15 protein-coding genes and 1 pseudogene are annotated in these 25,721 nt (G+C 38.0%); 11 read left to right on the forward strand and 5 right to left on the reverse strand.

What is annotated here, in order from left to right:
* The first annotated feature begins 118 nt into the window (after positions 1-118).
* The 5 genes from DWY57_RS19950 to DWY57_RS19970 all read left to right on the forward strand — a co-directional run bounded on the left by DWY57_RS19950 (position 119) and on the right by DWY57_RS19970 (position 12,796).
* Positions 119-571 (forward strand): restriction endonuclease subunit S, encoded by a 453-nt coding sequence (locus DWY57_RS19950; protein WP_119962325.1) that lies wholly within the window; start codon positions 119-121, stop codon positions 569-571.
* 29 nt (positions 572-600) lie between these two features.
* On the forward strand, positions 601-4,905 hold the full coding sequence (locus DWY57_RS19955; RefSeq protein WP_035449453.1) for an HsdR family type I site-specific deoxyribonuclease: 4,305 nt from the start codon (positions 601-603) through the stop codon (positions 4,903-4,905).
* Between the two features lie 10 nt (positions 4,906-4,915).
* The gene (locus DWY57_RS19960) at positions 4,916-8,518 is read left to right on the forward strand and encodes an ATP-dependent RecD-like DNA helicase (RefSeq protein ID WP_224205345.1); all 3,603 of its coding nucleotides are present in this window, start codon (positions 4,916-4,918) and stop codon (positions 8,516-8,518) included.
* Positions 8,519-8,591: 73 nt separating this feature from the next.
* Complete coding sequence (locus tag DWY57_RS19965; protein ID WP_035449455.1) at positions 8,592-9,620, forward strand: WYL domain-containing protein; 1,029 nt, start codon at positions 8,592-8,594, stop codon at positions 9,618-9,620.
* 41 nt (positions 9,621-9,661) lie between these two features.
* Positions 9,662-12,796: an SIR2 family protein gene (locus DWY57_RS19970; protein ID WP_035449661.1), complete on the forward strand. Its 3,135-nt coding sequence runs from the start codon at positions 9,662-9,664 to the stop codon at positions 12,794-12,796.
* 110 nt (positions 12,797-12,906) lie between these two features.
* On the opposite strand, the gene DWY57_RS19975 is transcribed toward DWY57_RS19970, so the two are convergent.
* From DWY57_RS19975 to DWY57_RS19985, 3 genes and pseudogenes are all read right to left on the reverse strand, one after another.
* On the reverse strand, positions 12,907-13,977 hold the full coding sequence (locus tag DWY57_RS19975) for a DUF3800 domain-containing protein (protein WP_035449457.1): 1,071 nt from the start codon (positions 13,975-13,977) through the stop codon (positions 12,907-12,909).
* A gap of 153 nt (positions 13,978-14,130) precedes the next feature.
* Positions 14,131-14,411, reverse strand: a pseudogene (locus DWY57_RS21470) (type II toxin-antitoxin system HipA family toxin); the annotation flags it as partial.
* A 3-nt stretch (positions 14,412-14,414) separates the two neighbouring features.
* Complete coding sequence (locus DWY57_RS19985) at positions 14,415-14,735, reverse strand: helix-turn-helix transcriptional regulator (RefSeq protein WP_035449458.1); 321 nt, start codon at positions 14,733-14,735, stop codon at positions 14,415-14,417.
* A 666-nt stretch (positions 14,736-15,401) separates the two neighbouring features.
* On the opposite strand from DWY57_RS19985, the gene DWY57_RS19990 reads away from it, so the two are divergent.
* Together DWY57_RS19990 and DWY57_RS19995 are read left to right on the forward strand one after the other, a co-directional pair.
* Positions 15,402-16,895, forward strand: a complete 1,494-nt coding sequence (locus DWY57_RS19990; RefSeq protein WP_119962326.1) for a hypothetical protein — start codon at positions 15,402-15,404, stop codon at positions 16,893-16,895.
* Positions 16,896-17,158: 263 nt separating this feature from the next.
* Positions 17,159-17,902, forward strand: a complete 744-nt coding sequence (locus tag DWY57_RS19995; protein WP_035449463.1) for a hypothetical protein — start codon at positions 17,159-17,161, stop codon at positions 17,900-17,902.
* 451 nt (positions 17,903-18,353) lie between these two features.
* On the opposite strand, the gene DWY57_RS20000 is transcribed toward DWY57_RS19995, so the two are convergent.
* Positions 18,354-19,922, reverse strand: a complete 1,569-nt coding sequence (locus tag DWY57_RS20000; RefSeq protein WP_243634742.1) for a response regulator — start codon at positions 19,920-19,922, stop codon at positions 18,354-18,356.
* A 539-nt stretch (positions 19,923-20,461) separates the two neighbouring features.
* Between DWY57_RS20000 and DWY57_RS20005 the strand changes: the two genes are divergently transcribed.
* The 4 genes from DWY57_RS20005 to DWY57_RS20020 all read left to right on the forward strand — a co-directional run bounded on the left by DWY57_RS20005 (position 20,462) and on the right by DWY57_RS20020 (position 24,652).
* The gene (locus tag DWY57_RS20005) at positions 20,462-21,637 is read left to right on the forward strand and encodes an MFS transporter (protein WP_119962328.1); all 1,176 of its coding nucleotides are present in this window, start codon (positions 20,462-20,464) and stop codon (positions 21,635-21,637) included.
* Between the two features lie 168 nt (positions 21,638-21,805).
* Positions 21,806-23,242, forward strand: a complete 1,437-nt coding sequence (nhaC, locus tag DWY57_RS20010) for a Na+/H+ antiporter NhaC (RefSeq protein ID WP_016273307.1) — start codon at positions 21,806-21,808, stop codon at positions 23,240-23,242.
* A 66-nt stretch (positions 23,243-23,308) separates the two neighbouring features.
* The gene (locus tag DWY57_RS20015) at positions 23,309-23,899 is read left to right on the forward strand and encodes a DUF4251 domain-containing protein (RefSeq protein WP_025834828.1); all 591 of its coding nucleotides are present in this window, start codon (positions 23,309-23,311) and stop codon (positions 23,897-23,899) included.
* A 90-nt stretch (positions 23,900-23,989) separates the two neighbouring features.
* Positions 23,990-24,652: a response regulator transcription factor gene (locus DWY57_RS20020; RefSeq protein ID WP_005826511.1), complete on the forward strand. Its 663-nt coding sequence runs from the start codon at positions 23,990-23,992 to the stop codon at positions 24,650-24,652.
* Here the strand turns inward: DWY57_RS20020 and mnmA are convergent.
* Positions 24,643-25,707, reverse strand: a complete 1,065-nt coding sequence (gene mnmA, locus DWY57_RS20025) for a tRNA 2-thiouridine(34) synthase MnmA (RefSeq protein ID WP_005835905.1) — start codon at positions 25,705-25,707, stop codon at positions 24,643-24,645. The two genes, DWY57_RS20020 and mnmA, sit on opposite strands and share 10 nt — an antisense overlap.
* Between the last annotated feature and the right edge of the window lie 14 nt (positions 25,708-25,721).

The following is a 25,721-nucleotide window of genomic DNA, read 5'->3' on the forward strand; positions in this document are numbered from 1 at the left end:
ATGAGAGGACGTTTAGACGCAAGAAGGACGCTGAAGAGCTTAGTTGCGGATTTGAGGAACAACAAACGTAAGAAATCGTCCTGATTTACCCGTTTTATCAGCTACTCAAGATAAAGGAATGGTTAAAAGAAGTGATATTGGATATCAGGTATTTCATGATAAATCAAATGAAACGACCTATAAACATATTTTACCAGGCCAATTTATTATACATCTGAGATCATTTCAAGGAGGATTTGCTCATTCTAATATTGAAGGAATTGTATCTCCTGCATATACTGTAATGGAATTCAAAAATAAGGAATTTCATTATGATTATTTCTGGAAATATATTTTTACATCTAAAGAATTTATAAAACGATTAGAACTTATTACTTACGGAATTAGAGATGGCCGTACAATAAGTTTTGATGAGTTTAAAGAGATGGATTTTTTTATACCTTCAAAACTAGAACAACAAAAAATAGCATCCTATTTCTGTAATCTTGATAAACAAATCTCTCTCCAAACCCAGCGCCTTGAGAAGTTAAAACAAATCAAGGCAGCTTGTCTGGATAAAATGTTTGTATAAATATCATTCAAACCTTTAAGGAAGTAAATATGGATAATATAAACGACATACAATATTTCGTCAAGGAAAGTCAGTTTGAACAAGCCTTGGTTGACCTTCTCCCCCATCATGGTTGGGAAAAGGAAGTCCTTGTACAACCCACAGAAGAAGATTTGATTCAGAACTGGGCCAAGATTCTCTTCGACAACAACAGAGACATCAATAAATTGGGCAATTGTCCGCTTACCGCAAGTGAGATGCGCCAAATCATCGATCAGGTGAATCTGTGCGACAGCCCATACGCCATGAATATGTTTATCAATGGCGGACAGGTATGCATCAAACGCGACAACCCCGCCGATACCAACAATTACGGCAAGGAAGTTTATCTGAAGATTTTCGATGCACGTGAAATCAGTGCCGGACAGAGTCGCTATCAGATTGCCCGACAACCTCGTTTCAAGGCTTCGCACCCGTTGGGCGGTGACCGACGGGGCGATGTGATGTTGCTCATCAATGGCATGCCGGTAATTCATATCGAACTGAAGCGTTCAAAAGTAGATGTGAGTCAGGCTACCTTCCAGATTAAGCGTTATACCCACGAAGGCGTATTCAGCAACGGTATCTTTAAGATGGTACAGATTTTTGTAGCCATGACACCGGAAGAAACACTCTATTTTGCCAATCCGGGGAAAGAAGAGAATTTCAAGCCGGAATTCTATTTCCATTGGGAAGACTTTAACAACACCGTTATACGAGACTGGAGACGAATTGTATCCGACTTGCTCAGCATCCCCATGGCTCATCAGCTAATTGGTTATTATACTATTGCCGACGATAAGGACAAGACACTGAAAGTACTTCGCAGCTATCAGTATTTTGCAGCCAGTAAAATCAGCGACATAACGCATAAGACCAACTGGGATACCCACCAGCATCGTGGCGGATACGTGTGGCATACCACTGGTTCCGGAAAGACCATGACCAGTTTCAAATCGGCACAACTCATTGCCAATTCCGGCGATGCCGACAAAGTGGTATTTCTATTGGACCGCATCGAGCTGAGCGTGCAATCGTTGGACGAATATCGTGGATTTGCGGGAGAAGACGAAGCGATTCAAGATACGCAGAATACAGCCATCCTGTTGAGCAAACTCAAAAGTACGGATAACGACGACCGCCTGATTGTGACCTCTATTCAGAAGATGTCGAACATCAAGGCCGGGAAAGATATTTCGCAGGACGATATTGATCTGATAGACCGCAAACGACTGGTATTCATCATAGACGAATGTCATCGTAGTGTGTTCGGCGATATGCTGATAGGTATCAAGAATACATTCAAAAGAGCTTTGCTTTTCGGCTTCACGGGCACACCGGTGTTTAAAGAAAACGCCAAGCATGAAATCATGACCGAAACCATATTCGGCGACATGATTCATAAATACACCATCGCCAATGGAATCCCTGACCACAACGTATTGGGATTCGATCCGTATATGGTAAGAACCTACGATGACAATGAGCTTCGCGAAAAAGTGGCATTCTCTCAACTGAAGGTAAATAGCATTGAAGAGATTGAAAATGACGAGCAGAAAATGGTTGTTTACAACCGATTCATGAACGAACTGAAGATGCCGGACACTTATAAGGAAGGAGATGAAACCTTACACGGAATAGAACATTATCTGCCTAAAGACTTGTATCAGCAGCCTGTTCATCATCAGGCTGTTGCTGCCGACATCGCAAGCGGAAGGGATAAACTGAGCAAGAACGGTAAATTCCACGCCATTCTAGCTACAAAGAATATACCTGAGGCAATAGCTTATTATCGGATATTCAAGGAGCAATATTCTTCTCTGAATGTGGTGGCCGTATTCGACAACAACATAGACAATTCTGATGGCGGAATCGCCAAGGAAGATGCCTTGCTGGAGATGCTGGATGACTATAACCGGAAATATGGAACAACATTCCAGCTTTCCACCTACGCCAAATACAAAAAGGATGTGGCCAAAAGACTGGCACATAAGAAGCCTTACCTCAATATAGAACATGATCACGCACAGCAGATAGACTTGCTTATTGTAGTTTCGCAGATGTTGACAGGTTATGATTCCAAATGGGTAAATACGCTGTATGTGGATAAGGTAATGAAATATGTGGACATTATCCAGTCGTTCTCACGTACCAACCGCTTGTTTGGTCCGGACAAGCCTTTCGGCATTATCCGCTATTACTCCTTCCCTTACACCATGGAGCAGAATATCAATGATGCACTCGATGTATATGTGGACAGGCCGTTAGGTGTTTTTGTCGATAAACTGGAAAGTAATCTGACAAATATCAACCAGAAGTTCTTGCACATAAGGGATATATTCCAGGCACAAAAAATCGAAAACTTTACAAAATTGCCAGAAGCAAGAGAAGACAGGAATATGTTTGCCAAAGATTTCAGCCAGATGACTCATCTGCTGGAAGCAGCCAAGCTGCAAGGATTCACATGGGATAAGGATGAATATGAGTTCCAGCATGGCGATACTTATACCTACGTCAAGATGGAATTGGACGAACAGACTTACCTTATTCTGCTGCAACGATACAGGGAACTGTTTGAAGGTAATGGAGGGGGCAGTACGGAAAGAGATGATTTTGACTATCCTATTGACACCTATATCACAGAAACAGGTACGGGTACGATTGATGCCGAATATATCAACTCCAAGTTTGTGAAGTTCATCAAGAACCTCTATATGTCCGGTCCGGGAAGCGAACTGACCAAAGAAGCCTTTAAAGAGTTGCACAAAACATTTGCATCTCTTTCACAAAAGGATCAGCGTACGGCAATGATTATCCTACACGACCTGCAAAGTGGAGATTTACACCTGTCGCCAGGTAAGACGATTTATGATTATATCGCAGAATACCAATTCCGCGAATTGCACAAACAAGTAATGATTCTGGCCGAAGCGACCGGTATAAACGCCAGTCAACTGGAGCACATCATGAGTCGTAATGTAACGGAACAGAATCTGAATGAGTTCAGTCAGTTTGACAATTTGAAACTGACATTGAACATGGCCAAAACTCGTGAGTTCATTACCAAAGTAGAAGGTACAGAAGTCCCAGCTCGTCTGGTTATTCCCAAAGCAGACAAATTACTTCGAGAGTTTATTTTGGACAGCAGTTGTAGAGAACGTATTCTGAAAGCGTACTTGAATATGGAAGAGAATTATCAATCCGAAGAAGAACAGGTGCCGCAAGACGAAGACGTTATTACAGACGAAGTACAGCATGTAGACGTGGCCGTCATAAAGGATAATATTCGGAGCATTCTGAAAACAACTTTGACCGCAGTACTTCCACAAATGCGTCCTATCGATGAGATTATAAACAGCGTATTCTATGTGATAGACACACCGTCAATTGACTCTTTGGACAATGTAGGCATGTTTATCCAACGGGCATTTACCAATCTATACGGTAAGAGAGCAACTATCGTAGATAAGTTTGTGGCATTTAATTTATTAGTCACCAAGTTTGAGGCATATCTGAAGAAATTGTATTATCTGATGAAAGGCCATGAAGTTCCTGCCCAAAATCCCGGTGAAGATGTAACTTGGAAAAACGTGATTTATGCCCACAAATGTCTATGGAATCTGAAATACAGCACGGATGAAGGAAAGCAGCAGCTATATCAATACCTTATGCTCATTAAAGGCTGGAGAAACAGTGAATCACATATATCTCCTACCGCTTCAGAAAAGGAAGTTGATACTGCAATCAGCATTATCCTAACCATGTATTTCTATTCCACGGGTTCATCTATTACAGACCTGGAAATGAATGGACATGAAATACAAAAGTCAGAAAGTGTGCACAAAGAAAATTCTTATGTCCATAAAGTAATTCAGTTGCATCCATATTATAATGAAGAAAATGATGATCAGCAATTGGTCGCTGAAGCGGACGTAAAGAATTGGCCAGAAGAAAAACGAATCGCAACTCTGAAAAAGAGCATTTGCCAGTTTATTGGATATGATCCTAAAAAGTCACCTTTGAGCAAGCAAAGACATTGGATTGCGATTTATCGTATAGCAGCAGATAAGGGATTTATCATAGAAGGTGATTTTGCTTATTTCAAAAGAATCATTGATGATATGCAAATAAATAACCTTCCTGTTCCTCTTAAAATAGAATCACTACAAAGCTCCATCAAAGATGTGTATGCAAAAGATATTGAGGATTGGACAGACGATAACCTTAGTGGCAAAAAACTAGCAGAGTATGAAGATATTAAGAAATGTGCTGATGCGTTTGCCAAGATTGTAGGAAATAATATTAATACGAAATAAGACGATTATCATGAAACATATATCAATCCGTGTGCCTTGGCACGATAATAAATGGAATGGAACTATTTGTCAATGTCCGAAAAATAATCCATTCTGCATGATGCTTCACAATATATCTGAAAGAAAAGATGAGAACAAAGAAGAAACGTATGCAGGAAAGGATTGGAACTCTCTCAAACAAGATCAATTACCTGCTTGTGTTGGCGAGAATGGTGGCTTTATGAATGAGAAGCCATATAAAAGAATCTTCAAACATGTTTATGCTTTTGGAGAGACTCCACATGCAAAGCTCTTACCTACAACAATAGAACTTAAACCATATAGCTTTTTTGGAATACCTTTCCGATATCTTTCTCGTGATTATCAGGAAGAACTGAATCATAAATATCCGAATCTGTCTGATGATGAAACTGCACCGTTTCCTACATCTTGGGTATATGGAAAAGAGAGGCAGTTTGAAATATTAAATCACTTTAGATTAAATATAGAGGCCGGTACTTCACTCGGAGTTTTTTATTGCAAAAGTGGTAATCCAATTGATGAAGATGCAAAATTAATTGTTGGTATAGGTGAAATCACCAAAGTTTTACCGGTACAAACATATGACACAACAACTGATTATACATATCCTTTTTGGGATTTGATCTTTGAGCATGGCATAAGAACTGATTTGAAGAAGTCAAAAGGATTTCTTTTGCCATACCATGAATATATGTCACTTGATGAAGACTATGTAAAAGCCCAAACAGGTAAATCGAAACAAGAAGTAATTGATGAAATAAAAATTACTATCCCAAAGTTAGGTAATAGCCAGATTATCTTTAATGAATTATCCTACGGTTGTGATTATGTTAGCAATCACAGTATGCTGATTATTCTTAATGTTGCCAGAAAGTGCTTGGAATCGGTTATTAAACATGGGCTGGTTGGAGGAAACTGGAAACAACAAATTTTGTGGATAGATTCCCAAATTGCAAAGGTGAAGGATATGATAGGTCCGTTCCCTGCTTTCGCCGAGGCTCTATCAGCAATAGGAGTAAATTATGCATTTATAATTGAACAGGATTTACGAAATAATGGATATTGTGGGGTTAAAGATAATCCATGGGAAGCCTTTGATAAATTGATGAAAGGTGAATTGTCTCTTCCTGATTCCGTATATAAAAGTGAACTTACTCATTATCGTATTCTTTGGAAAAATACTCTAAGTAACCAAAGACAAGTGTTGGAACTGCTATCACGTTTTGAAATAAATTCGGAAGTAATAAAATGGTGGTTTGATTGTCCTGATTGCTACGATGAATTATTAAATAATCCATATATTATCAGCGAGGAGAGTCTTATTGAAAATTATCTTCCGGTTACAACCGAAATGATTGATCTTGGCGTAATGGCTGACCCTAAGATTCAAGGGAAATGGACTCCAAAAGCTCCTTCACTAGTGGAATCTGTAATTGATAATAGAAGGATCCGCTCATTTATCATTTCAAAACTTGTGGCAAGTCTCTGTGATGGTGATACATTAATTTCTGCAAACGAGATTGAGTTATATATAAAAGATTGTTTGGCTGCGGACAATCATCAACTGCCATATAATTATTTAATGTCAAACAAAGAGTTCATTGAAGAAAAAACTGTATACCTTAATACTGATGACAGGTGTGCATTGCAGTTGAAGGAATATAAAGAAATTGATGATTATTTGCGTAAGATATTCAAAGGTCGTGCTTCAAAGGACGTCAAATCACCAGTAAAAGAAGACTGGAATACGATCGTTAAAGCATCTATTGATGATTACAATGAAGCAAATGAGCGATGCCGTAATGCTGTGGCTGACCAGGTAAAGGCATTGGAAATGTTCTGCAGTAAGCGCCTTTCTGTGCTGGCAGGTCCAGCTGGAACAGGCAAAACTACAGTTGTCAGAGCTTTCTTAAAATCGCCACAAATAAAAGCAGAAGGTACGCTCCTTTTGGCTCCTACAGGGAAAGCACGAGTTCGCTTAGGCAACATGTCAGCAGGTATTCAAGCCCTAACTATTGCGCAATTTCTGACGCGTCAGGGTTTCTTTGACTGGGCTACAATGACACCTTATGTTCCTGAAGATGCAGAAAAACGTAAATATTGTGGAGCAAAAAATGTCATTATTGACGAGTGTTCCATGCTTACATGTAAGGACTTTTATGTCTTAATGAAAGCATTGGATTTAAAGAACATTAATCGAATAATTTTAATTGGAGATCCATTTCAATTACCTCCTATTGGCCCTGGCAGACCATTTGCAGACTTATTTAACTACCTAAAGGATAATAAAGACGAATATTTAAGATCGGCAATAACAAAATTGCGATATGTTGTAAGAACTATTAATACAGAAGACTCTGACATATTGACTTTAGCATCATGGTTTTCTGGAGAAAAACCTGCAAAGAATTCCGATCTCATTTTTGAGCAAGTTGCCAAAGGAAATCTTAATAATGACTTGGCTGTTTATACTTGGAATGATGAAAACGACCTTAAAGACTGTTTGAAAGAGGCCATTGAAAAAGAGTTGCCAGAAGAGGAAGGTAAATCTTTATCCGATAAGATTCGTAAATCTATAGGACTTGACGATGTAAATAAAGCCTTAAATGATCCGTCAAAAGTTGAAAGATTTCAGGTTTTATCTCCGGTAAGAAATCCGGTATGGGGAACATTTCAGATTAATTCGTATTTCCAAGAGTGGGTTGGTATAAATAAAAATTTTTCAATAGAAATAGCTCCTATTACCATATCTGCTCTAGATAAGGTCATTCAATTAAAGAATGAACGCAAGAAATCTACGAGTAAAGAAGAATGTCAACTTTCAAATGGTCAAATAGGTTTTGTTAATTATGCAAATAAGAGGGAAAAGAAATCGACAGTCGTTTTTACCGGGTTACCCAACAAGAGATTTTCATATTATTCTTCTAAGTCGGATGAGGCTGATAATACAATAGACTTGGCTTATGCTATAACTATCCATAAGAGTCAAGGGAGCGATTTTGATACTGTGTTGGTTGTTCTTCCTAAAAGCGGACGTATACTTTCACGTGAACTAATCTATACAGCTTTAACACGAGCAAGAAAGAAATTAATTCTGTTGATACAAGATAATATATCGTGGTTAATCGAGTATACTAAACCTCAGATGTCAGTTTTAGCTAAGCGAAATACAAATCTTTTCTCTACATCTGTTCGTGAAGATATTTCAAACATTCCATATGTGGAAGGATTGATTCACACAACCTTAAAGCCAGGTTTAATCGTACGTAGCAAGTCTGAAGTAATTATTGCTAATATGCTATATGAACGAGGTATTGACTTTGAATATGAAAGAATGATAGAAGATAACGGCCGCCGATGTATTCCTGATTTTACTTTTGAAGATGCATCTGGAGATACCATTCTTTGGGAACATTTAGGAATGTTAGATAATCCCGCCTATAAGGAATCATGGGAAAAGAAACGAGATTTTTATAAATCAATCGGTTACATCGAAGGAGTAAATTTATTTACTACAGTTGACCATGAGAACGGAAGTATTGATTCTACAGAAATTGCTGCAATAGTAGATAAATTAGAAGATTTAATATAAAAGATTATGAACAATGCAGAAAGACTGCATTGTTCATAATTAGCTTTGTATTGTTTGATAAATAGTATTGCCTATGCCAACAAATAAGAATGCACAGTTAAGATACCAGATTATAGATAAATGCCTGAGCAATTGGTCTAGGCGTTACTATATTGAGGATTTAGTAGATGCCTGCAATGAAGCGCTCTATCTGTATAATGGAGAAACGAAAGATGGTTGCGGAGTAAAAAAACGTCAAGTACAAGAAGATCTAAAATTCATTGAAAGTGAAGAAGGATATGGTATGGATATAGATGCCATTCGAGATGGGCATAGAAAATATTACCGATACCATACTAAAGGGGCTTCCATCAAAAATCAACCTATCAATCAAGAAGAGCTCAATTTGATTTATGATGCATTGATACTTCTTAAACGTTTCGATGGAGTACCACAATTTGAGTGGTTAAACGACCTTGAAAAAAGACTATATACGACCAGTAAATTAGGAGATAATCTGGATTCAGTTGTAAGTTTTCAGCATAATCCCTATCTTAAAGGAATGGATTTATACTATAAACCCATTTTTAATGCAATTGTTAACAAAAGGGTCATTGAAATTATATATCATCCATTTGGGAAGGATGCTAGAATTGTAATTGTTACTCCTTATCATCTTAAACAATATAATAATCGCTGGTTTCTGATCGGCAAACATAAAGACTCGGATTATCTATCAAACTTTGCAATTGATAGAATCGAAGGAGTAAAGGAAACATCTAAACCATACATAATACAACCTGAAGGAATAGATTTTAAAGAATACTTTAGCGATATCGTCGGCGTTTCGCGTTCAAATGCTCCTGTAGAAGAAGTCATTTTAAAGGTTAGTGATAAAGCCATTGGATATATTGTGACTAAGCCACTTCATGAATCTCAATCAGCAGTGACAACACCTCTTGAAGATGGATATTGGAAGATAACCTTAAAAGTCCAAAATAATTATGAGTTACGTTCTTTGCTCCGTTCGTTTGGTGCACAAATAGAGGTTATTGCCCCTGAGTCATTACGACAAATGATGAAAGAAACAGCCGAGGCTGTGAGTCAGATATACGAGAAATAATAAAATCACGATAACCAACGACTTATAATATAAATATGAATATGCCCGAAAATTTATATTTAGAATTTGATGCTTTTTTACGATCAATCAAACAAAATTTAGATGGGTCATTTGGTGTCCTATTAGGTGCCGGTGCATCCATCTCATCTGGTATTCAATCGGCAAATGATTGTATATGGGATTGGAAATTTTTAATATATCAATCATTATCAGGTAATCAAAAAAAATTAGTAGATCCAAAAAAATCTGATTTAAGTAAAGACATCATTCAGAAATGGTTAGATGTGCAAGGGAAATATCCACAATTGGGGAGTCCAGAAGAATATTCTTTTTATGCCGAAGCTTCATATCCAATAGATGCGGACAGAACTAAATATTTTGAAAGCCTGTGCAATGGGAAAAGTCCATATGTAGGATATAAATTGTTATGTCTGCTGAATAAATATGGAATTGTAAAATCTGTTTGGAGTACAAATTTCGATGGACTCGTGGAAAGAGCTGCACAACAAGCCAATATAACACCTATAGCTATAAATCTTGATTGCGTTGATCGTATATATAGGACAGAAAGTTCAAATGAATTACTTTATATAGCCTTACATGGAGATTGTAAATTTAGAACACTCAAAAATACGGAGAAAGAACTAGACTCACAAAATAGTGAATTTGTTTCAGCTTTGCGACGTTATTTTGTTGACAAAAATTTAATTATCATAGGATATAGTGGAAGAGATAAATCCCTTATGTTTGCTTTGAAAGAAGCTTTTACGGATAAGGGAGCGGGAAGATTGTATTGGTGTGGCTACGGCAAGGATATTACACCTGAAATAGCAGATTTAATTCAAACTATTCGATCTGCTGGAAGACAAGCGTTTTATATTGACACAAACGGATTTGATAATGTTATGTTATCTCTTGTAAAATTCTGTTTTAACGAAGATTCTAATAAACAAGAGGAAATCAATGAAATACTTAAAGTAATAAGTATAGACAATACGACAACTCCATTTTCCATACATGATGGAAGTACAAAAAAATATCTGAAAAGTAATCTAATTCCTGCTACATTTCCCGATGAAATATTTCAGTTTCAAATTTCATACGATAAGAATGAAAACAGATGGAAATATCTTAGAGAAAAGATTAAAGAAAAGCCCCTTATTGCTGTACCATATAAAGACAAAGTATATGCCATCTCAACTGTATCTACTATCAATGAAGTTTTTGGGAAAAATTTAATTAGTGAAATTGAACGTGTTCATATTTCTATTGATGAAATAGAAAAAAACAGCTATTTTAAAGAATTATTTCTCAAAGCCGTACTTTATGGAATCTCCCAGATTACAGGATTAGGTGTTGATTATAAGCGTTATAGGTTGTATAAAAAAGAAATTTATGCAAATAAAAATAATGTAACAATACATGAAGCTATTGAATGTGGATTATCATTTGTCCCACAAGAGAAATATGTCTTGTTTTCAATTACTCCAACAGTTTATTTTATTTCTAATGACCAAATAAAAAAGGAGATCAAACAACAATACTCTCATGAATATTTGGATAAAATGAGAAATCAGCAATATGAGAAGAAATTACAAGAATGGTGTAATATAATGTTTAATGGTAAAAGATTAAGTTTTGAGATACCTGTTAATTCACGAAGTGGTTTTATCTTTAAAATATCCAACAATCGTGGTTATGCTGAGATACACCATTGCGGACAAGGTAACACAACGATATATTCTCCAAAGGAATACAACATAAAACAAACATTATATCATGGCATACATATTAACGAACCCAAGCTTGAATTTATAAATCCATACATTAATAAACCTGCATATGATGACAATCCGATGAGAGGATTATCAAAATACAGGCCTTTCGATGCGAAATATTTTGATGTATTCCCTAAAGATGTATGTATTGGCAGTATCTGTCCTGCTTCTTATTCTTCAAAATTTAGTGAATTTATAAAAAGACTAAATTCTACAATTTCCGCAGATAAATTATCTGACTATGTACATCATTATACTGGTTTTAGTAATATTTATAACTGTAGACTTGAAATACCTGAAACACATTCTGAAAAATGGGTATCAATAAATGATAATCCTAAAAGTGCCATTAATTTAGCAAAAACTATTTGTACAGAAGGGCAAAAACTTTCAGAACAGTTCCCAGGAATTGTGCTATTAATATTTATACCTAATTCATGGAGCAACTATAGACAATTCAATTATCATGGAGAAACATTTGATTTGCATAACTACATAAAAGCGTTTGCCGCCCAACATAGATTCACAACCCAATTTATAGAAGAAAAGACTTTATATGACAAGATGGTATGTGAAATTTCATGGTGGCTCTCTTTAGCTCTATTTGTAAAAGCTTTAAGAACTCCCTGGACTCTTGCAGACTTAGATCAAAATACAGCATATGCAGGAATTGGATATAGCATAAAAAAGCAATATTCAGGTAAAGCTGAAGTTGTTTTAGGCTGTAGTCATATATACAATGCACAAGGACAGGGATTAAGATATAAACTGTCAAAAGTTGAACATCCTCAATTTGACAAAAAGAAAAATCCTTATTTAAATTTTGAAGAAGCTTATAAATTTGGAATGGATATACTGGCTCTTTTTCAAGACGCTATGGAAAAGTTACCTCAAAGAGTTGTAATTCATAAACGAACCCCTTTTAAGAATGATGAGATTGAAGGTATAACAAACGCATTAAAGCAAGCAGGAATATCAGAAATTGATTTGATCACAATCACTCAAGAATATGATTTAAAGTTTATTGCAGAGAAGATTATGTATGGTCAATTTCTTGAAGATGGATATCCAGTTGATAGAGGAACGTGCATTAAACTATCATCGAGAAATGCTTTGTTATGGACACATGGAGTAGTTCCCTCAATACAGTCAAATCGCAGATACTACCAAGGAGGACGTTGTATTCCTGCTCCTTTAAAAATTACCAAATACTATGGGCATGGAGATTTGGAAACTATTGCTAAAGAAATTCTAGGATTTACAAAGATGAACTGGAACTCGTTTAATCTATATACAAAGTTACCTGCCACAATTGACACTTCTAATACATTGGCACAGGTGGGAAACTTGTTAAGACAATATAACGGTGTAACATACGATTACCGTTTCTTTATCTAAAAAGTAGCTCGCCATAAACAGTCTTCATTTATGGCGGGCTACTCGACTATAAATTCTGTTATATCGAAAAGATTCTATACAATTTCAGTTAATAATATATCTATACATTTTTAGTCCTGTTTTGTGTTTTTGCTATTGCCATACATGCATAGAAAATCTAAAGGATCAATATCTGCTGTATCCTGCATCCTTTCCTCAATAAAATCAATTGAAGATGGTGCAATATTCAGCTTAATATTTTGGAAAATAGGGAGTTGCCTTATCTTATTTTGATATTTCACGAATTTATCAGTACGTGGCGTAAGAGCAAAAACTAAAGCACTAGCAAAGATATCAGCCAACTGGATACCAAACTCTTCATGAGATTTAACTATTTCTATATTACCAATTGGTAAAGGATAAACATGCTTTCCTTTGCCATATCCTACAACAGTTTCAGGAACATCCATATCTCTTAGGTATTCCATAAACTCTTTGTTTGCAAAGAATGGTTCAGAAGAATCAAAAAGAACATCCTCTTTTTCCCCAGTTCTTTTATACCATTCTTGGACTGATACAGAAAATAATGGTATTGTCAAATCGATATAGAATTTCATATAAGGCAAGGCCTCTTTAATGTATTGAATAGTTAAAGGTATCTCTGACAGCATCTCAAAAAATCCAGACTCTGTACCAGTATCCCCTCTTAATTTATCTGTAGTTCTATAGAAATCCGCAACGGATGCTACAGATGGTGTTCTAACCATTGTAACAAAATTTTTCTCGAATTCTGCCACTAAATCCTTATTTGGATGCCGAATAGCAAAATAATACAAGCCATTTGCTAATATTAGATTTTTAGCTCCTTCATACAAGTTTATTCCTTTGTTATAATACATAGTTTCAACTAATATATTAACAATGTTGGCATATATGCAGTATCGCTTATCGGCAAATGATGGGAGTACATGATTTGCATCCATAAGTGGATGATTAAATATTTTATCTAATATGGCTCTGCCTTGAGGATTAGTATACATGCTTTTGAAATGAAGTTCCTTTCCCCATTCATAATAGCCTATATCTTTTTTTAAGCACGCAATTTCATCATTAGTCATCTTAACAGAAGCCAGTGCAAAGTAAGGTTGACTTACATTAGTTAAATCTGGTCCAGTATATCCGGATTCGTCAAAATACAACATATAAATATATTATTCGGTTATTATAATCATTATTTATCTTTGAAGATTTTCTAAAATATTTGGAATTTTCTTTGTATTTTCCGTAGTTCCTAATTATCTTATTCGATAAATCATTAATTAAAAGTCGCACACCGAACGCTATTTTCCATTTGTCAAAATCTGCTCCTTGCGATTTATTAATGTACGTCCCCATCTATCTGAAAGGACATCAGAAAAACATCCGAAAATATCCTTGCCGGAAACTGTGTATTGCTGACCAAGATAACTGTTCAAGTTATCACTAAAAAAATAGATATATGTAATCTTTGAGCATTCATCATTATAGCAAAATCCATAGCTATCAAAGCCACAAATAGAGATTCATAAGTCAGCGCTCAAATTAGTCTTGGTTCTTTCTGCCAATCAAAATCAGCAAATACATAGAGTCTTTTAATTCCTTATTCTTTTTTGGATGCTCTTTCTCGTTTCTTGAGGCTCAAATCCTGTAAGGCCTTTCCTATTGCATCTTCTTTTGCAAGCAGAAGAATATCATCATCCAGCTGAAGTGCATAAAGCACCCTAAGATAAATACCAATTGCCACTGTCGGTACACCTTTCTCTATGCGTGAAATTGTAAGAGGTGAACAGGTGGCACGTTCGGCAACCTGAGCAATACTAAGATTCCTGCGTAGTCTGGCCAGCCGAATCTGTTCACCTACTGTCTGCATCTTCTGCTCCAATTTCCTTGGTAGCTTGGTAGCCATTGTACTTTTTGTCATAGCTCAACATATCATATAATATGCAAATATAGCGGTTTTAGTTTATTTTATGATAGATTACAGAAATAAGTTTTCGGATTTATTTCTGTTGAAACCTGCTTTGGGCATATTATCGGACGTTGAGATATTAAATGCTATTATATTATTCGTAGAGTTCGTATTTCACCTATAACAAACAATATATTGTTTCTATAAAGTATGGTATTTCATTATGATTGTTCAATTTTTACCACAATATTTTTGTTTCTACAAATATTTGAGTTCATTTCAGTAATATTAAAGAACTAATGGCTGACTTATTTTAAAATTCAATCTTATCGCTTTCATCTCATTGAGAAATTTAACAAATATAATTGTTATAAGTCTGAAGTAATAAGTTACTCTTTTGAAATAAAGCGGTTAAAGTCCAAAAGCAAAATATACTGAAAGAATAACTCATACAGATAAGCCTCATAAGGCAAAGATGCCATTTTATGTTTTAAGCAATCATATTTTCTCGTCCTTCTTTGTTAGTTAAGAAATTTTTTATATATTAGCTCTTCACTCCATAAAGTAGCCAATAAATCTTTAATCTTAATTAATTTAATGGATATTTTCAGGTAGAGTTGGAAGCTTTAGTAGGAAGAAAGTAATTGTTTTTAACAAAATTTGAAATAATATAAACATATGTGCAAGATACAGAACATTAGCGATAATCCCTTTGCACGATTCAGCGCAGAAGAGGAAGAAGATTTGCGTAGTATATTCGTTAAGCCCCGGTATTATGACGCATTAAAATCAAACGCTAGACAGGGAAATAGTCGAATACTCGTTGGGCAAAGAGGACTAGGCAAGTCAGCTACTATTCATATGCTTTTTGAAGACTTAAAAGCCAATGGAACTCTTCCTTTGCTTATTACGCGTTATGAGGGCATTCCTTTGAGTAACAATAAAGGCTATTTTCTTTATAAGATAGTACAGTCGTTAACAAAGAGACTTTCAGAGCATTTGTATAAGAATCGAAAAGATGCCAAACTTCTCTCAAAAGAGCAAAAAAAGCGTCTTTCATATCTTGTTGAGATGTTCTACGATGATGAAATAGCTGAAGACTATTTGAAGCAGGCAAAAGTAATCAAAACAAAGAAACGAAATATTGGACTTTCTAAATTCTTTAACAAGAATTTAAAGTTAATAAACGGCGTTGTTAGCGGAGCTATTAAAGTAACTTCTTCTGTGGTTCGGCAGAGTATGGGATTACCTGAAAATGATGATGTAATAACAACTATACCCATTTTCGAAGAGATTCCTATCAATGAAATTAATAGCCTTTCTATGAAAGACGTAGTTGATAAAGGTAATGACAAAATTTTAGCTTTACTTAAGCATCTTGTAGACATTGCACTGAGTCTGAATTATGGGTCTATTGTAGTTTTATTTGACAAAATTGATGAATTCTCTGAGATAAATGCTGACGTAAATAAAGTTTCTGAATTTACATTACAAATTTTAACAGATACAAACCTATTATACACTAACAAACTATCTATTGTATTCAGTCTGTGGTCAGAGGTAAAACGTACACTTAACAATCGTGGAGTACGGTTTGATAAATTTCAAGACATAGATATTTCATGGCGTGATGAAGAACTCGAACAAATAATTAACAAAAGGCTTTTATACTATTCCATTAACAAAAAACAACCTGTTTCTCTCCAATCACTCATACCATTTGAGAATGATAGAAAGACTATTTTGAGTTTAGCCGGAGGATCACCAAGGTCACTAATATCATTAATGAATAGATTGTATGATGAAGAAATGGGTGATAATGCTACCAATGGTGATGTTGTATCATTCTCTTCTGCAACGATATCAAAGGGATTGATAGAGTTTTGTAAACGCTTTGACTACGAGTCGCTTCAACCATCGAAAATATCAGATAAAAATAATTATTACAATTGGCTGAACAAAGTATTGCTAATTAAAAAACCATATTTTACTATTTCTGAATTATGCAATGTTTTTAATATTAAAACAGCAACGGCTCGAACGTATATTTCCCAATTAGTAAAACTTGGTATTATTTTACCAGATGCATCGGAAAATGAAGATACTATTTATCGTACTACAGATCCACGGATATGTTATCTGATGTCAAGGGGAATATCAAGTTTGAGTTAGAGACAGTTTAAATTTTTAATAATATATTTCTTACAGGCAAAAACTAAAAAAGTTATATACAAAACTGCTCTAATGATTAGTATCTAGGGCCGACATGAATGTAACAATTATATCCGTTTAAAAATCAGCAATAATGGGATTGTAGAAAATTAGTTTCAGTAACTAAACTTGCCTTCCTCTATTTTCATTAGAGGAAAAATTCTCAATGCTAGAATATAATTATAATTTAAAATAGAAACAACAAATAATTAAATAATAAAGCGATGAAAATTATTTCGATAAAAGAATACAATGCCCTAATGAATTTTATGGAATCAAAATTGAAATCCCTATGGAACCACGAAAATGAAGAAAGAGAAAAGCAAGGTAAGGAGTTAATTAATGTGTTCCAATTTGGATTTTCAATTTTAGATATCAACCATTACTATATAGATGAAAACTATGATTTTTATATAGTATTTAATAGTAGTTTCTTAAAAATGATTAGTTCTTCTATATTGGATGCTACAAAGAAATATCCAAATAAGTTTGGAACTGGAGATGCGGAAGATGTCATTGATGCATTGTATAATACAAGTGGATATAAATATTGGGGAACCAAACAGGATTATATTAATTTTCTAACGGGGCATGCTTGTTGTTATGTAGTATATCAAGATAATGGGATATTCAGTGATATATTGAGAATAGACATGTTTCGATCAACTATGCCTAATAAAGAGGATCCAACAAAAATTGACTTTGTTGGAGGGTTATTACATACACTGAAACACTTTTCTATAAAAGATCAAAATTTATCTACTGGTACATACATATATAATATTTTCGATATACGACATATAATATATCTTATAGGAATGGCTTTTAGACTTAAAAAAGGAGAGGGAACAAAATATAAATCATTACAACAACTAACTAATGCGATTATGTTAGCCTCCTTCTATAAAGAAGAAGTTACAGGTATTTTCTTCCTCAATAGCTATTATAAAAAGAAATCAATATCTTAGCAAGTTTCTTTCTAGAAAATAGCTCTAACCTCGAGGGTGGTTTCAGAGCCATTTTTGTACCTTTTCTCATCAAAAAATGGAATTTTTCACAAGTTTTTGTACCGCACATTTTGATATTCAAGAAATTACACTTACTTTTACTTTCCAAAATGGAGGTACAAGCCGAGAATGGTGCTAAAAATCACTAACTTACACATTCTCAGACACTTGCCAACCCACTGGTTGTACCTTTTAGAGCGCTATACTATTGATAATCAACGATGTACACATACTGCATCGGCAAGTAAAGCTAATCATATATACCCAGTTATCCCCAAAACGAAAACGATGAGAGATTTTCCTTTATAGATAGCTTAGGATGTTCAGTTCTCCTATCTCCCATTTCAAAACAAAGGCTGTCCATTATCTAATATGTGACAGCCTTTCTATGAAAGTTTTCTTCAGATAAATATCATGCTTTTTTCATAAACTCCTTCGGTGTTTTTCCAAAATACTCCTTATACCTGCCTCTGAAGTTTTTCATATTTCGCATACCCACCATTTCAGCAACCATAGTCACAGAAAATTTTCCGCTTTCCAAAAGTTCCCGTGCCTTCTCCATCCTGATTCTCGAAATCAAATATTTGGGTGCTTCTCCCGTCAACAACTTCCACTTATTATAAAAGGTTGTCCGGCTCATGCACATCCTGGAGGCAATATCATCTACTGTCAAATCCTCTTTATCCATATTCTCCATAATGTAAAGCTTCACTTCATTCAAAAATGCCAGATTGGCATCCTGCTGAGCCCGCTCCATAGGTTTCGTTAAAAAATCTTCTCCAAAAACTTTCTGAAGAAATGTCTTCCGAAGAAAACGGCTATTATTTATCAATATGGATATTTCCACTTTAAGGTCCTCCAGATTAAAGGGCTTACATACAAAGAGATCAGCCTGAGAAGAACAACGCTTTTCCCGCCGTTTCACATCAATGTGCGCCCCCATCAATATCACCGGAATAAAGGAGGTGTCCCTCGACGTCTTCAGTTTAGAAGAAAGTTCCTCACCGCTCATACCTTTCAACATGATATCACAAATCACCAAATCCGGATACTCTTCACATATTACCTCCAATGCTTCCTGACCGTCATCAAAGCTCCTCACTACAAAACATTCCGATAAACGTTTCTCAAGATAATCCTTGAATCCCTTGTCATTATCCGCAAGTATCACTAAAGGTCTATCCATATTTTTTTTCTTCGAGAAACCATGGAAAGCTATTTCCGACTCATTCACCTGAAAAGTGTCCGGAATATTTAAGGATGTATACCCCCCCGAAACCGCACACGAACATCTTATGGGAAATCGAAGCAGAGCCTCCTTTTCCAAAGTCAGTATTTTCCCGTCACATATATTCATCAACTTGTCAAAAAACACACCGCCCATGCCATACTGCTTGCCATGCAGAGGTCGCAGAATAGGAAGCCGCGACGAGTACCATCTGCAACATTTCAGAAATCGCTTGTTGCCTGTATCCTTAATCCTGATTGCCCAGTAATCTCCCTTCAACGAAACCTGCATCGAGAGATGCGTTTCCGGCAGAGAACACTCGATGGCACTCAATACAAACCGGTCGATAACCGGAGATATCTTTCCCGGATCAAACCAAGCGCTTGCATAGTCAAAATCCGGAACCAAATCCAGCTTCATCTGTAACCCGGCCACATGAGACTGTAAAAAAGACACTTTCTTCCTCATAAATGCGCCGATTTCATGTTCTGCAACTACCAGGCTACCAGAATTGCCAAATAGTCGTTTCAACTCCATCAACGCTATCAAGTGCTGCTCCAGCCCGCCTATATGATGAAGTGCAACAGCCAGTTCCTTCTTTATGTCTTCCGGACAGTCTCCTTCGTAAACTGCCCCTAACGGTGTCTTAATCAAAGAAATGGGATTACGTATGTTTTGAAAGGTATCAATGAAATACTGATTTCCCTCTTTCAGTAAATCTCTTTCTTCACTGATACAGAGTAAATGGAACAAAAGCCAACATAATATACAGATTCCACTAGCCACTATTGGCAGAACAGACCAGGGAACCTTATGATATACGCCGATGGATAGCAGGAAAACGCATAATGACACTACTATTATTATTATCGATAAATGTTTCATACTATTATAAGTTTAAGTAATAATGATTCATACTAATATATACCCGAGTTTTCAGTCAATAGCAGGATAATCCCAAGTATGTCATCAGGAGGCGGTCTAATGGGGGAACGGTAGGTTCCTTGAGTCATCGAATTCACCTTACCAACCCTCGTTTGCTAGAAGAGCCTGCATTTCGTCCACCTGTATTTCATACCCAGCAACTCTCTAAACCATTCATTTCCCATGCCCAACGTATCTTTAAATATCAATACAACATTCCGCTTATCCAAGATAGCTCCAATCAATTATTCTCAAACAAAATAATAGTATAACAAACGGAAAGGCTAAAAAGATGATACCACTTCACACATATTCTTATCATACTCACATATCTTGCGCATGAAACAGAAAGACATTATCTTTGCAGCATGAAACAAGAACTGAAAGAAAACGGAGGATTACCGGCACATATACTCTGGACACTTGCTATCGTAGCTGGCGTGTCCGTAGCCAACTTGTATTACAATCAACCCCTGCTTAATATCATGCGGCATGAATTGGAAGTTTCTGAATTCAAAACGAACCTCATTGCCATGATTACACAAATCGGATATGCGCTGGGATTATTGTTCATCGTCCCATTAGGAGACCTCTATCGACGCAAGAATATCATCCTGACGAATTTCTTCCTACTCATATTTTCCCTTCTAGCCATTGCCATGGCACCGAACATCTACATCATCTGGGCAGCATCACTCATTACCGGCATCTGCTCCATGATACCCCAAATATTTGTACCGATTGCCTCGCAATTCTCACGCCCCGAAAACAAGGGACGGAATGTAGGTGTCGTCATCTCAGGATTACTGACTGGAATACTTGCATCACGTGTTGTCAGCGGATTTGTGGGTGAAGTGCTTGGCTGGCGTGAAATGTACTTCATCGCCGCTGGAATGATGTTACTATGCGCTATCGTTGTATTAAAGGTACTACCGGACATACAACCGACTTTCCAAGGCAAATATTCCGGGCTGATGAAGTCTCTTTTCTCATTAGTAAGAGAATACCCCTCTCTACGAATCTACTCGATACGTGCAGGACTGGCCTTTGGCTCATTCCTTGCCATGTGGTCCTGCCTTGCATTCAAAATGGGAGAAGCCCCGTTCCATGCATCCAGCGATGTCATCGGCATACTAGGGCTCTGCGGCATTGCCGGAGCCTTAACCGCATCTTTTGTAGGAAAATATGTAAAAAAAGTAGGCATACGCAATTTCAATTTTATCGGTTGCGGAATGATTCTGCTTGCATGGGCCTCGCTCTTTTTCTGCGGAAACAACTATGCAGGTATCATTACCGGTGTCATTCTTATAGACATAGGCATGCAATGTATCCAACTCAGCAACCAGACCAGTATTTTCGACATCTACCCGTCTGCCTCCAATCGGGTAAATACGATTTTCATGACCACTTACTTCATCGGCGGCTCTTTGGGTACCTTCCTTGCAGGAAGCAGTTGGCAGACTTGGGGATGGAGTGGCGTGGTCGGCACCGGCGTTATTTTAACAATAATATCGTTGTCCATCACCCTTTACAACAAGAAATAACAAGGATACTATCATTTTTCCAAGCAAACGCAAAGATTTGATAATTTTTATTTGTCATGCAAAGGATAAGGAAGATATTGAACAGAATTGTTATACCTTTGTCGCATCAAACTATAAACGACAGATTGATAATAGATTCGTCAACCAAGCATAGTCAAAAACAACCCTATGAATTCAGCAAAGAAAATACCCTCTCCACTCGTTTCTCTATTTCCCATCGCTTTTCTCGTAGGAATGCTGTTCGCCACCATCCATACTTTCGGAAGTGACGCCTTGAGTGGAGGAAGCCAGATTTCCCTACTTGCCACCACTGGTATGTGTGTCTTTATCGGCATGGCTTTCTACCGCATCCCTTGGAAAGATTATGAACTTGCCATCACCAACAACATTTCAGGTGTTGCCACAGCTATCATTATTCTATTGATTATCGGTGCTTTGAGCGGCACATGGATGATAAGTGGGGTGGTACCTACCCTTATATATTATGGTATGCAGATTATCCATCCGAATTTTTTCCTTGCTTCTACCTGCATTATTTGTGCATTGGTATCAGTAATGACGGGAAGTTCATGGACCACTATCGCCACCATCGGTATCGCCCTTTTGGGCATAGGCAAGGCACAAGGTTTTGAAGAGGGATGGATAGCCGGTGCTATCATTTCGGGAGCCTATTTCGGAGACAAAATTTCACCGTTATCGGATACCACAGTCCTTGCCTCATCCGTAACGGAAACACCGCTATTCAGCCATATCCGCTATATGATGATTACCACCGTCCCCTCTCTCCTCATCACCCTTGTCATCTTTACAGTAATGGGACTCACACACGAAACGAACAATACACAACAGATCGCGGAATTTACGGCAGCACTGGACGCCAAATTCAACATTACTCCCTGGTTACTGGCTGTTCCCGTGATTACGGGAATACTGATTGCCCGGAGAGTGCCTTCCGTCATCACACTCTTTCTCTCCACTCTGCTGGCAGGGATATTCGCCTTCATCTTCCAACCGGGACTACTGAATGAGATAGCGGAAGGTGGGAATATGTTCAAAGGGATAATGATGACATTTTATGGCAGTACCAGTCTACAAACTGACAGTGACATGTTGACAGAACTGATTGCCACACGAGGTATGGCAGGAATGATGAATACCATCTGGCTCATCATCTGCGCCATGTGTTTCGGCGGAGCCATGACGGCAAGCGGCATGCTGGGAAGCATCACTTCCCTATTCGTCCGCTTCATGAAGAATACAGCCAGCATGGTAGCATCCACCGTATGTTCCGGATTGTTCCTGAACCTTGCCACGGCAGACCAGTACATCAGCATTATCCTCACCGGAAACATGTTCAGCAACGTTTACGCAAAGAAAGGCTACGAAAGCCGGCTACTTAGCCGTACCACAGAAGATGCCGTTACCGTCACCTCCCCGCTTATCCCATGGAACACCTGCGGCATGACGCAAGCCACCATTTTGAGTGTACCCACACTGACCTACCTTCCCTATTGCTTCTTCAACCTTATCAGTCCGGTAATGAGTATCTTTATTGCTGCTATCGGATATAAAATAATTAAAAAACCGGTGAACAATCCTGGATAGGCATTGTTCTTGCAATAAACTTATAACGAACAATTTATTTAAACCTAAACAAAAAAAGATTCGATTATGAAAAAGTTTATTGCATTAGCAGCAGTAGTATTGGTAAGCATGGCAACAACGACCATGTATGCACAAGAGAGTAGAGCTGAAAAGCGCGCAGACCGTAAAGCCCAAAGAGACGCAGAACGTGCACGCCTGAAAGCTGAAGAACAAGCACAGGATGCCATTTCGTACGATGACGCAATGGCGGCCTTGAAAGCTCACCAGTTCGTAATGGAGGCAGACCAAGTGATGTTCCGCAACGGACAGACCGCATTTGTAAACTCCAACACCAACTTCGTATTGGTCAACCAAGGACGTGGCACCGTGCAGGTAGCCTTCAACACCGTATACCCAGGTCCTAACGGCATTGGCGGTGTAACAGTAGACGGAACCGTATCGGACATCCAAATGACTACCGACAAACGGGGCAACGTGAATTGTAACTTCAGCATCCAGGGTATCGGCATTTCCGCCCAGATATTCCTTACGCTGACCAATGGCGGGAACAACGCAACCGTAACCATCAGCCCGAACTTCAACTCCAACACCATGACTTTGAGCGGGAACCTGGTTCCGCTGGAACAATCCAACATATTCAAGGGACGTTCCTGGTAAAACCCTTATATAAATATATATATTCCCACTCCGCCACAAATCACACTAAAAAGTGTACATTTGTAGCGGAGTTTTTTATATACCAATGTCATGAGAGAATTTATCATTGCAGACAATCAAGATATCACCAAAGCAGGCATGATGTTCCTATTGGGCAGACAGAAAGACACCTCCCTGCTGCTGGAAGCCGACAACAAGGCAGAACTGATACAGCAACTACGCCTGCATCCCACCGCCGTTGTCATTCTGGACTATACCCTTTTTGATTTTTCGGGAGCCGAAGAGCTAATGGTACTTCACGAACGCTTCAAGGAAGCCGATTGGCTACTCTTTTCCGACGAATTGAGCCTACCGTTCCTGCGCCAGGTATTGTTCAGCAGCATGGCATTCGGCGTAGCGCTGAAGGATAATTCCAAAGAAGAGATACTGACCGCACTACAATGCGCCTCACGCAAGGAGCGATTCATCTGTAATCACGTCAGTAACCTGCTGCTCGCAGGCAACGGTTCCTCCTCCCCCACTCATCCTACCATCAAAGATGATTTACTGACTACTGCCGAACGGAGCATCCTAAAAGAGATAGCCCTGGGGAAAACAACCAAAGAAATAGCTGCCGAACGAAACCTCAGCTTCCATACGGTAAACAGCCACCGGAAGAATATCTTCCGGAAACTGGGTGTAAACAATGCGCACGAAGCCACCAAATATGCCATGAAGGCAGGCATCGTAGACTTGGTGGAATATTATATATAAATCTCCCCGCTCCCGACACACAGCCGGGCATCAGCATCATACACCACTCCGAACTGGCCCGGAGCAATGCCTTGCAGCTTTTCTTCCGAAACAATGCGGTAACCCTCCGCCTCCTTTTGCAACCTGCCTTTGACAAACTCCGGCGTATGGCGTATCTTGAAAGTCACCTCCACCTCTTCCTGCGCTCCCTTCCAGGGATTATCCGTAATGAAATGAAAATCGTACATACGGAATTCATAGCCGTATTGCAATGCCGTATCACATCCGCGGGACACGTAAATCACATTCTCCTCCACATCCTTGCGGACAACAAACCACGGTCCTCCACCCAACCCCAATCCTTTACGCTGGCCGATGGTATGAAACCAATAGCCCCGATGCTTGCCCAACTTTCTACCCGTTTCCAACTCCACAATATCCCCTTCCCTTTCGCCAAGGAAACGGCGCACAAAATCATTATAATCAATCTTTCCCAGAAAGCAGATGCCCTGACTGTCACGACGTCTGGCGCTGGGCAATCCGGCACGCAGGGCTATGTCACGAACCTCATTCTTCATCAGTCTGCCCAATGGAAACATCAGTTTGGAAACTTGCAGATAATCTATCTGTGCCAGAAAGTCGGTCTGGTCTTTCACGGAATCGGCAGCGGTACCGAGCCATGTCTTTCCATCCCTCAACACCGTAGTGGCGTAGTGCCCGGTTGCCGTGATATCGAAATCCTTCCCCACACGTTGCTCAAAGCACCCGAACTTTATCAGCTTGTTGCACATCACATCCGGATTGGGAGTCAAGCCACGTCTTATTTTATCAATGGCATAAGCCGCCACCTGGTCCCAATACTCCCGGTGCAGGTCCACTACTTCCAACGATAATCCATAACGCCGGGCAATGGCAGAAGCCATCTCCATATCCTCTTCCGCAGAGCAGTCCATATAATCGGCATCGTCCCTCCCTATTTTGATATAAAATAGAGAAGGACGGTAACCTTGTTCGCAAAGGAGATGTACCACCACGGAGCTGTCTACACCTCCCGACAATAATACAGCAATATTCATTCTATCGTATACTG

Origin of the sequence: Bacteroides sp. AF25-5LB, assembly GCF_003602965.1 — a bacterium.
In the GTDB taxonomy this organism is placed as follows: Bacteria; Bacteroidota; Bacteroidia; order Bacteroidales; family Bacteroidaceae; genus Bacteroides; species Bacteroides uniformis.

Excerpts from the sequence above, each read along its gene's own strand:
- DWY57_RS19950 (WP_119962325.1), top strand. The coding sequence starts at position 119 with ATGGTTAAAAGAAGTGATATTGGATATCAGGTATTTCATGATAAATCA.
- DWY57_RS19955 (WP_035449453.1), top strand. The coding sequence starts at position 601 with ATGGATAATATAAACGACATACAATATTTCGTCAAGGAAAGTCAGTTT.
- DWY57_RS19960 (WP_224205345.1), top strand. The coding sequence starts at position 4,916 with ATGAAACATATATCAATCCGTGTGCCTTGGCACGATAATAAATGGAAT.
- DWY57_RS19965 (WP_035449455.1), top strand. The coding sequence starts at position 8,592 with ATGCCAACAAATAAGAATGCACAGTTAAGATACCAGATTATAGATAAA.
- DWY57_RS19970 (WP_035449661.1), top strand. The coding sequence starts at position 9,662 with ATGCCCGAAAATTTATATTTAGAATTTGATGCTTTTTTACGATCAATC.
- DWY57_RS19975 (WP_035449457.1), bottom strand. The coding sequence starts at position 13,977 with ATGTTGTATTTTGACGAATCCGGATATACTGGACCAGATTTAACTAAT.
- DWY57_RS19985 (WP_035449458.1), bottom strand. The coding sequence starts at position 14,735 with ATGACAAAAAGTACAATGGCTACCAAGCTACCAAGGAAATTGGAGCAG.
- DWY57_RS19990 (WP_119962326.1), top strand. The coding sequence starts at position 15,402 with ATGTGCAAGATACAGAACATTAGCGATAATCCCTTTGCACGATTCAGC.
- DWY57_RS19995 (WP_035449463.1), top strand. The coding sequence starts at position 17,159 with ATGAAAATTATTTCGATAAAAGAATACAATGCCCTAATGAATTTTATG.
- DWY57_RS20005 (WP_119962328.1), top strand. The coding sequence starts at position 20,462 with ATGAAACAAGAACTGAAAGAAAACGGAGGATTACCGGCACATATACTC.
- nhaC (WP_016273307.1), top strand. The coding sequence starts at position 21,806 with ATGAATTCAGCAAAGAAAATACCCTCTCCACTCGTTTCTCTATTTCCC.
- DWY57_RS20015 (WP_025834828.1), top strand. The coding sequence starts at position 23,309 with ATGAAAAAGTTTATTGCATTAGCAGCAGTAGTATTGGTAAGCATGGCA.
- DWY57_RS20020 (WP_005826511.1), top strand. The coding sequence starts at position 23,990 with ATGAGAGAATTTATCATTGCAGACAATCAAGATATCACCAAAGCAGGC.
- mnmA (WP_005835905.1), bottom strand. The coding sequence starts at position 25,707 with ATGAATATTGCTGTATTATTGTCGGGAGGTGTAGACAGCTCCGTGGTG.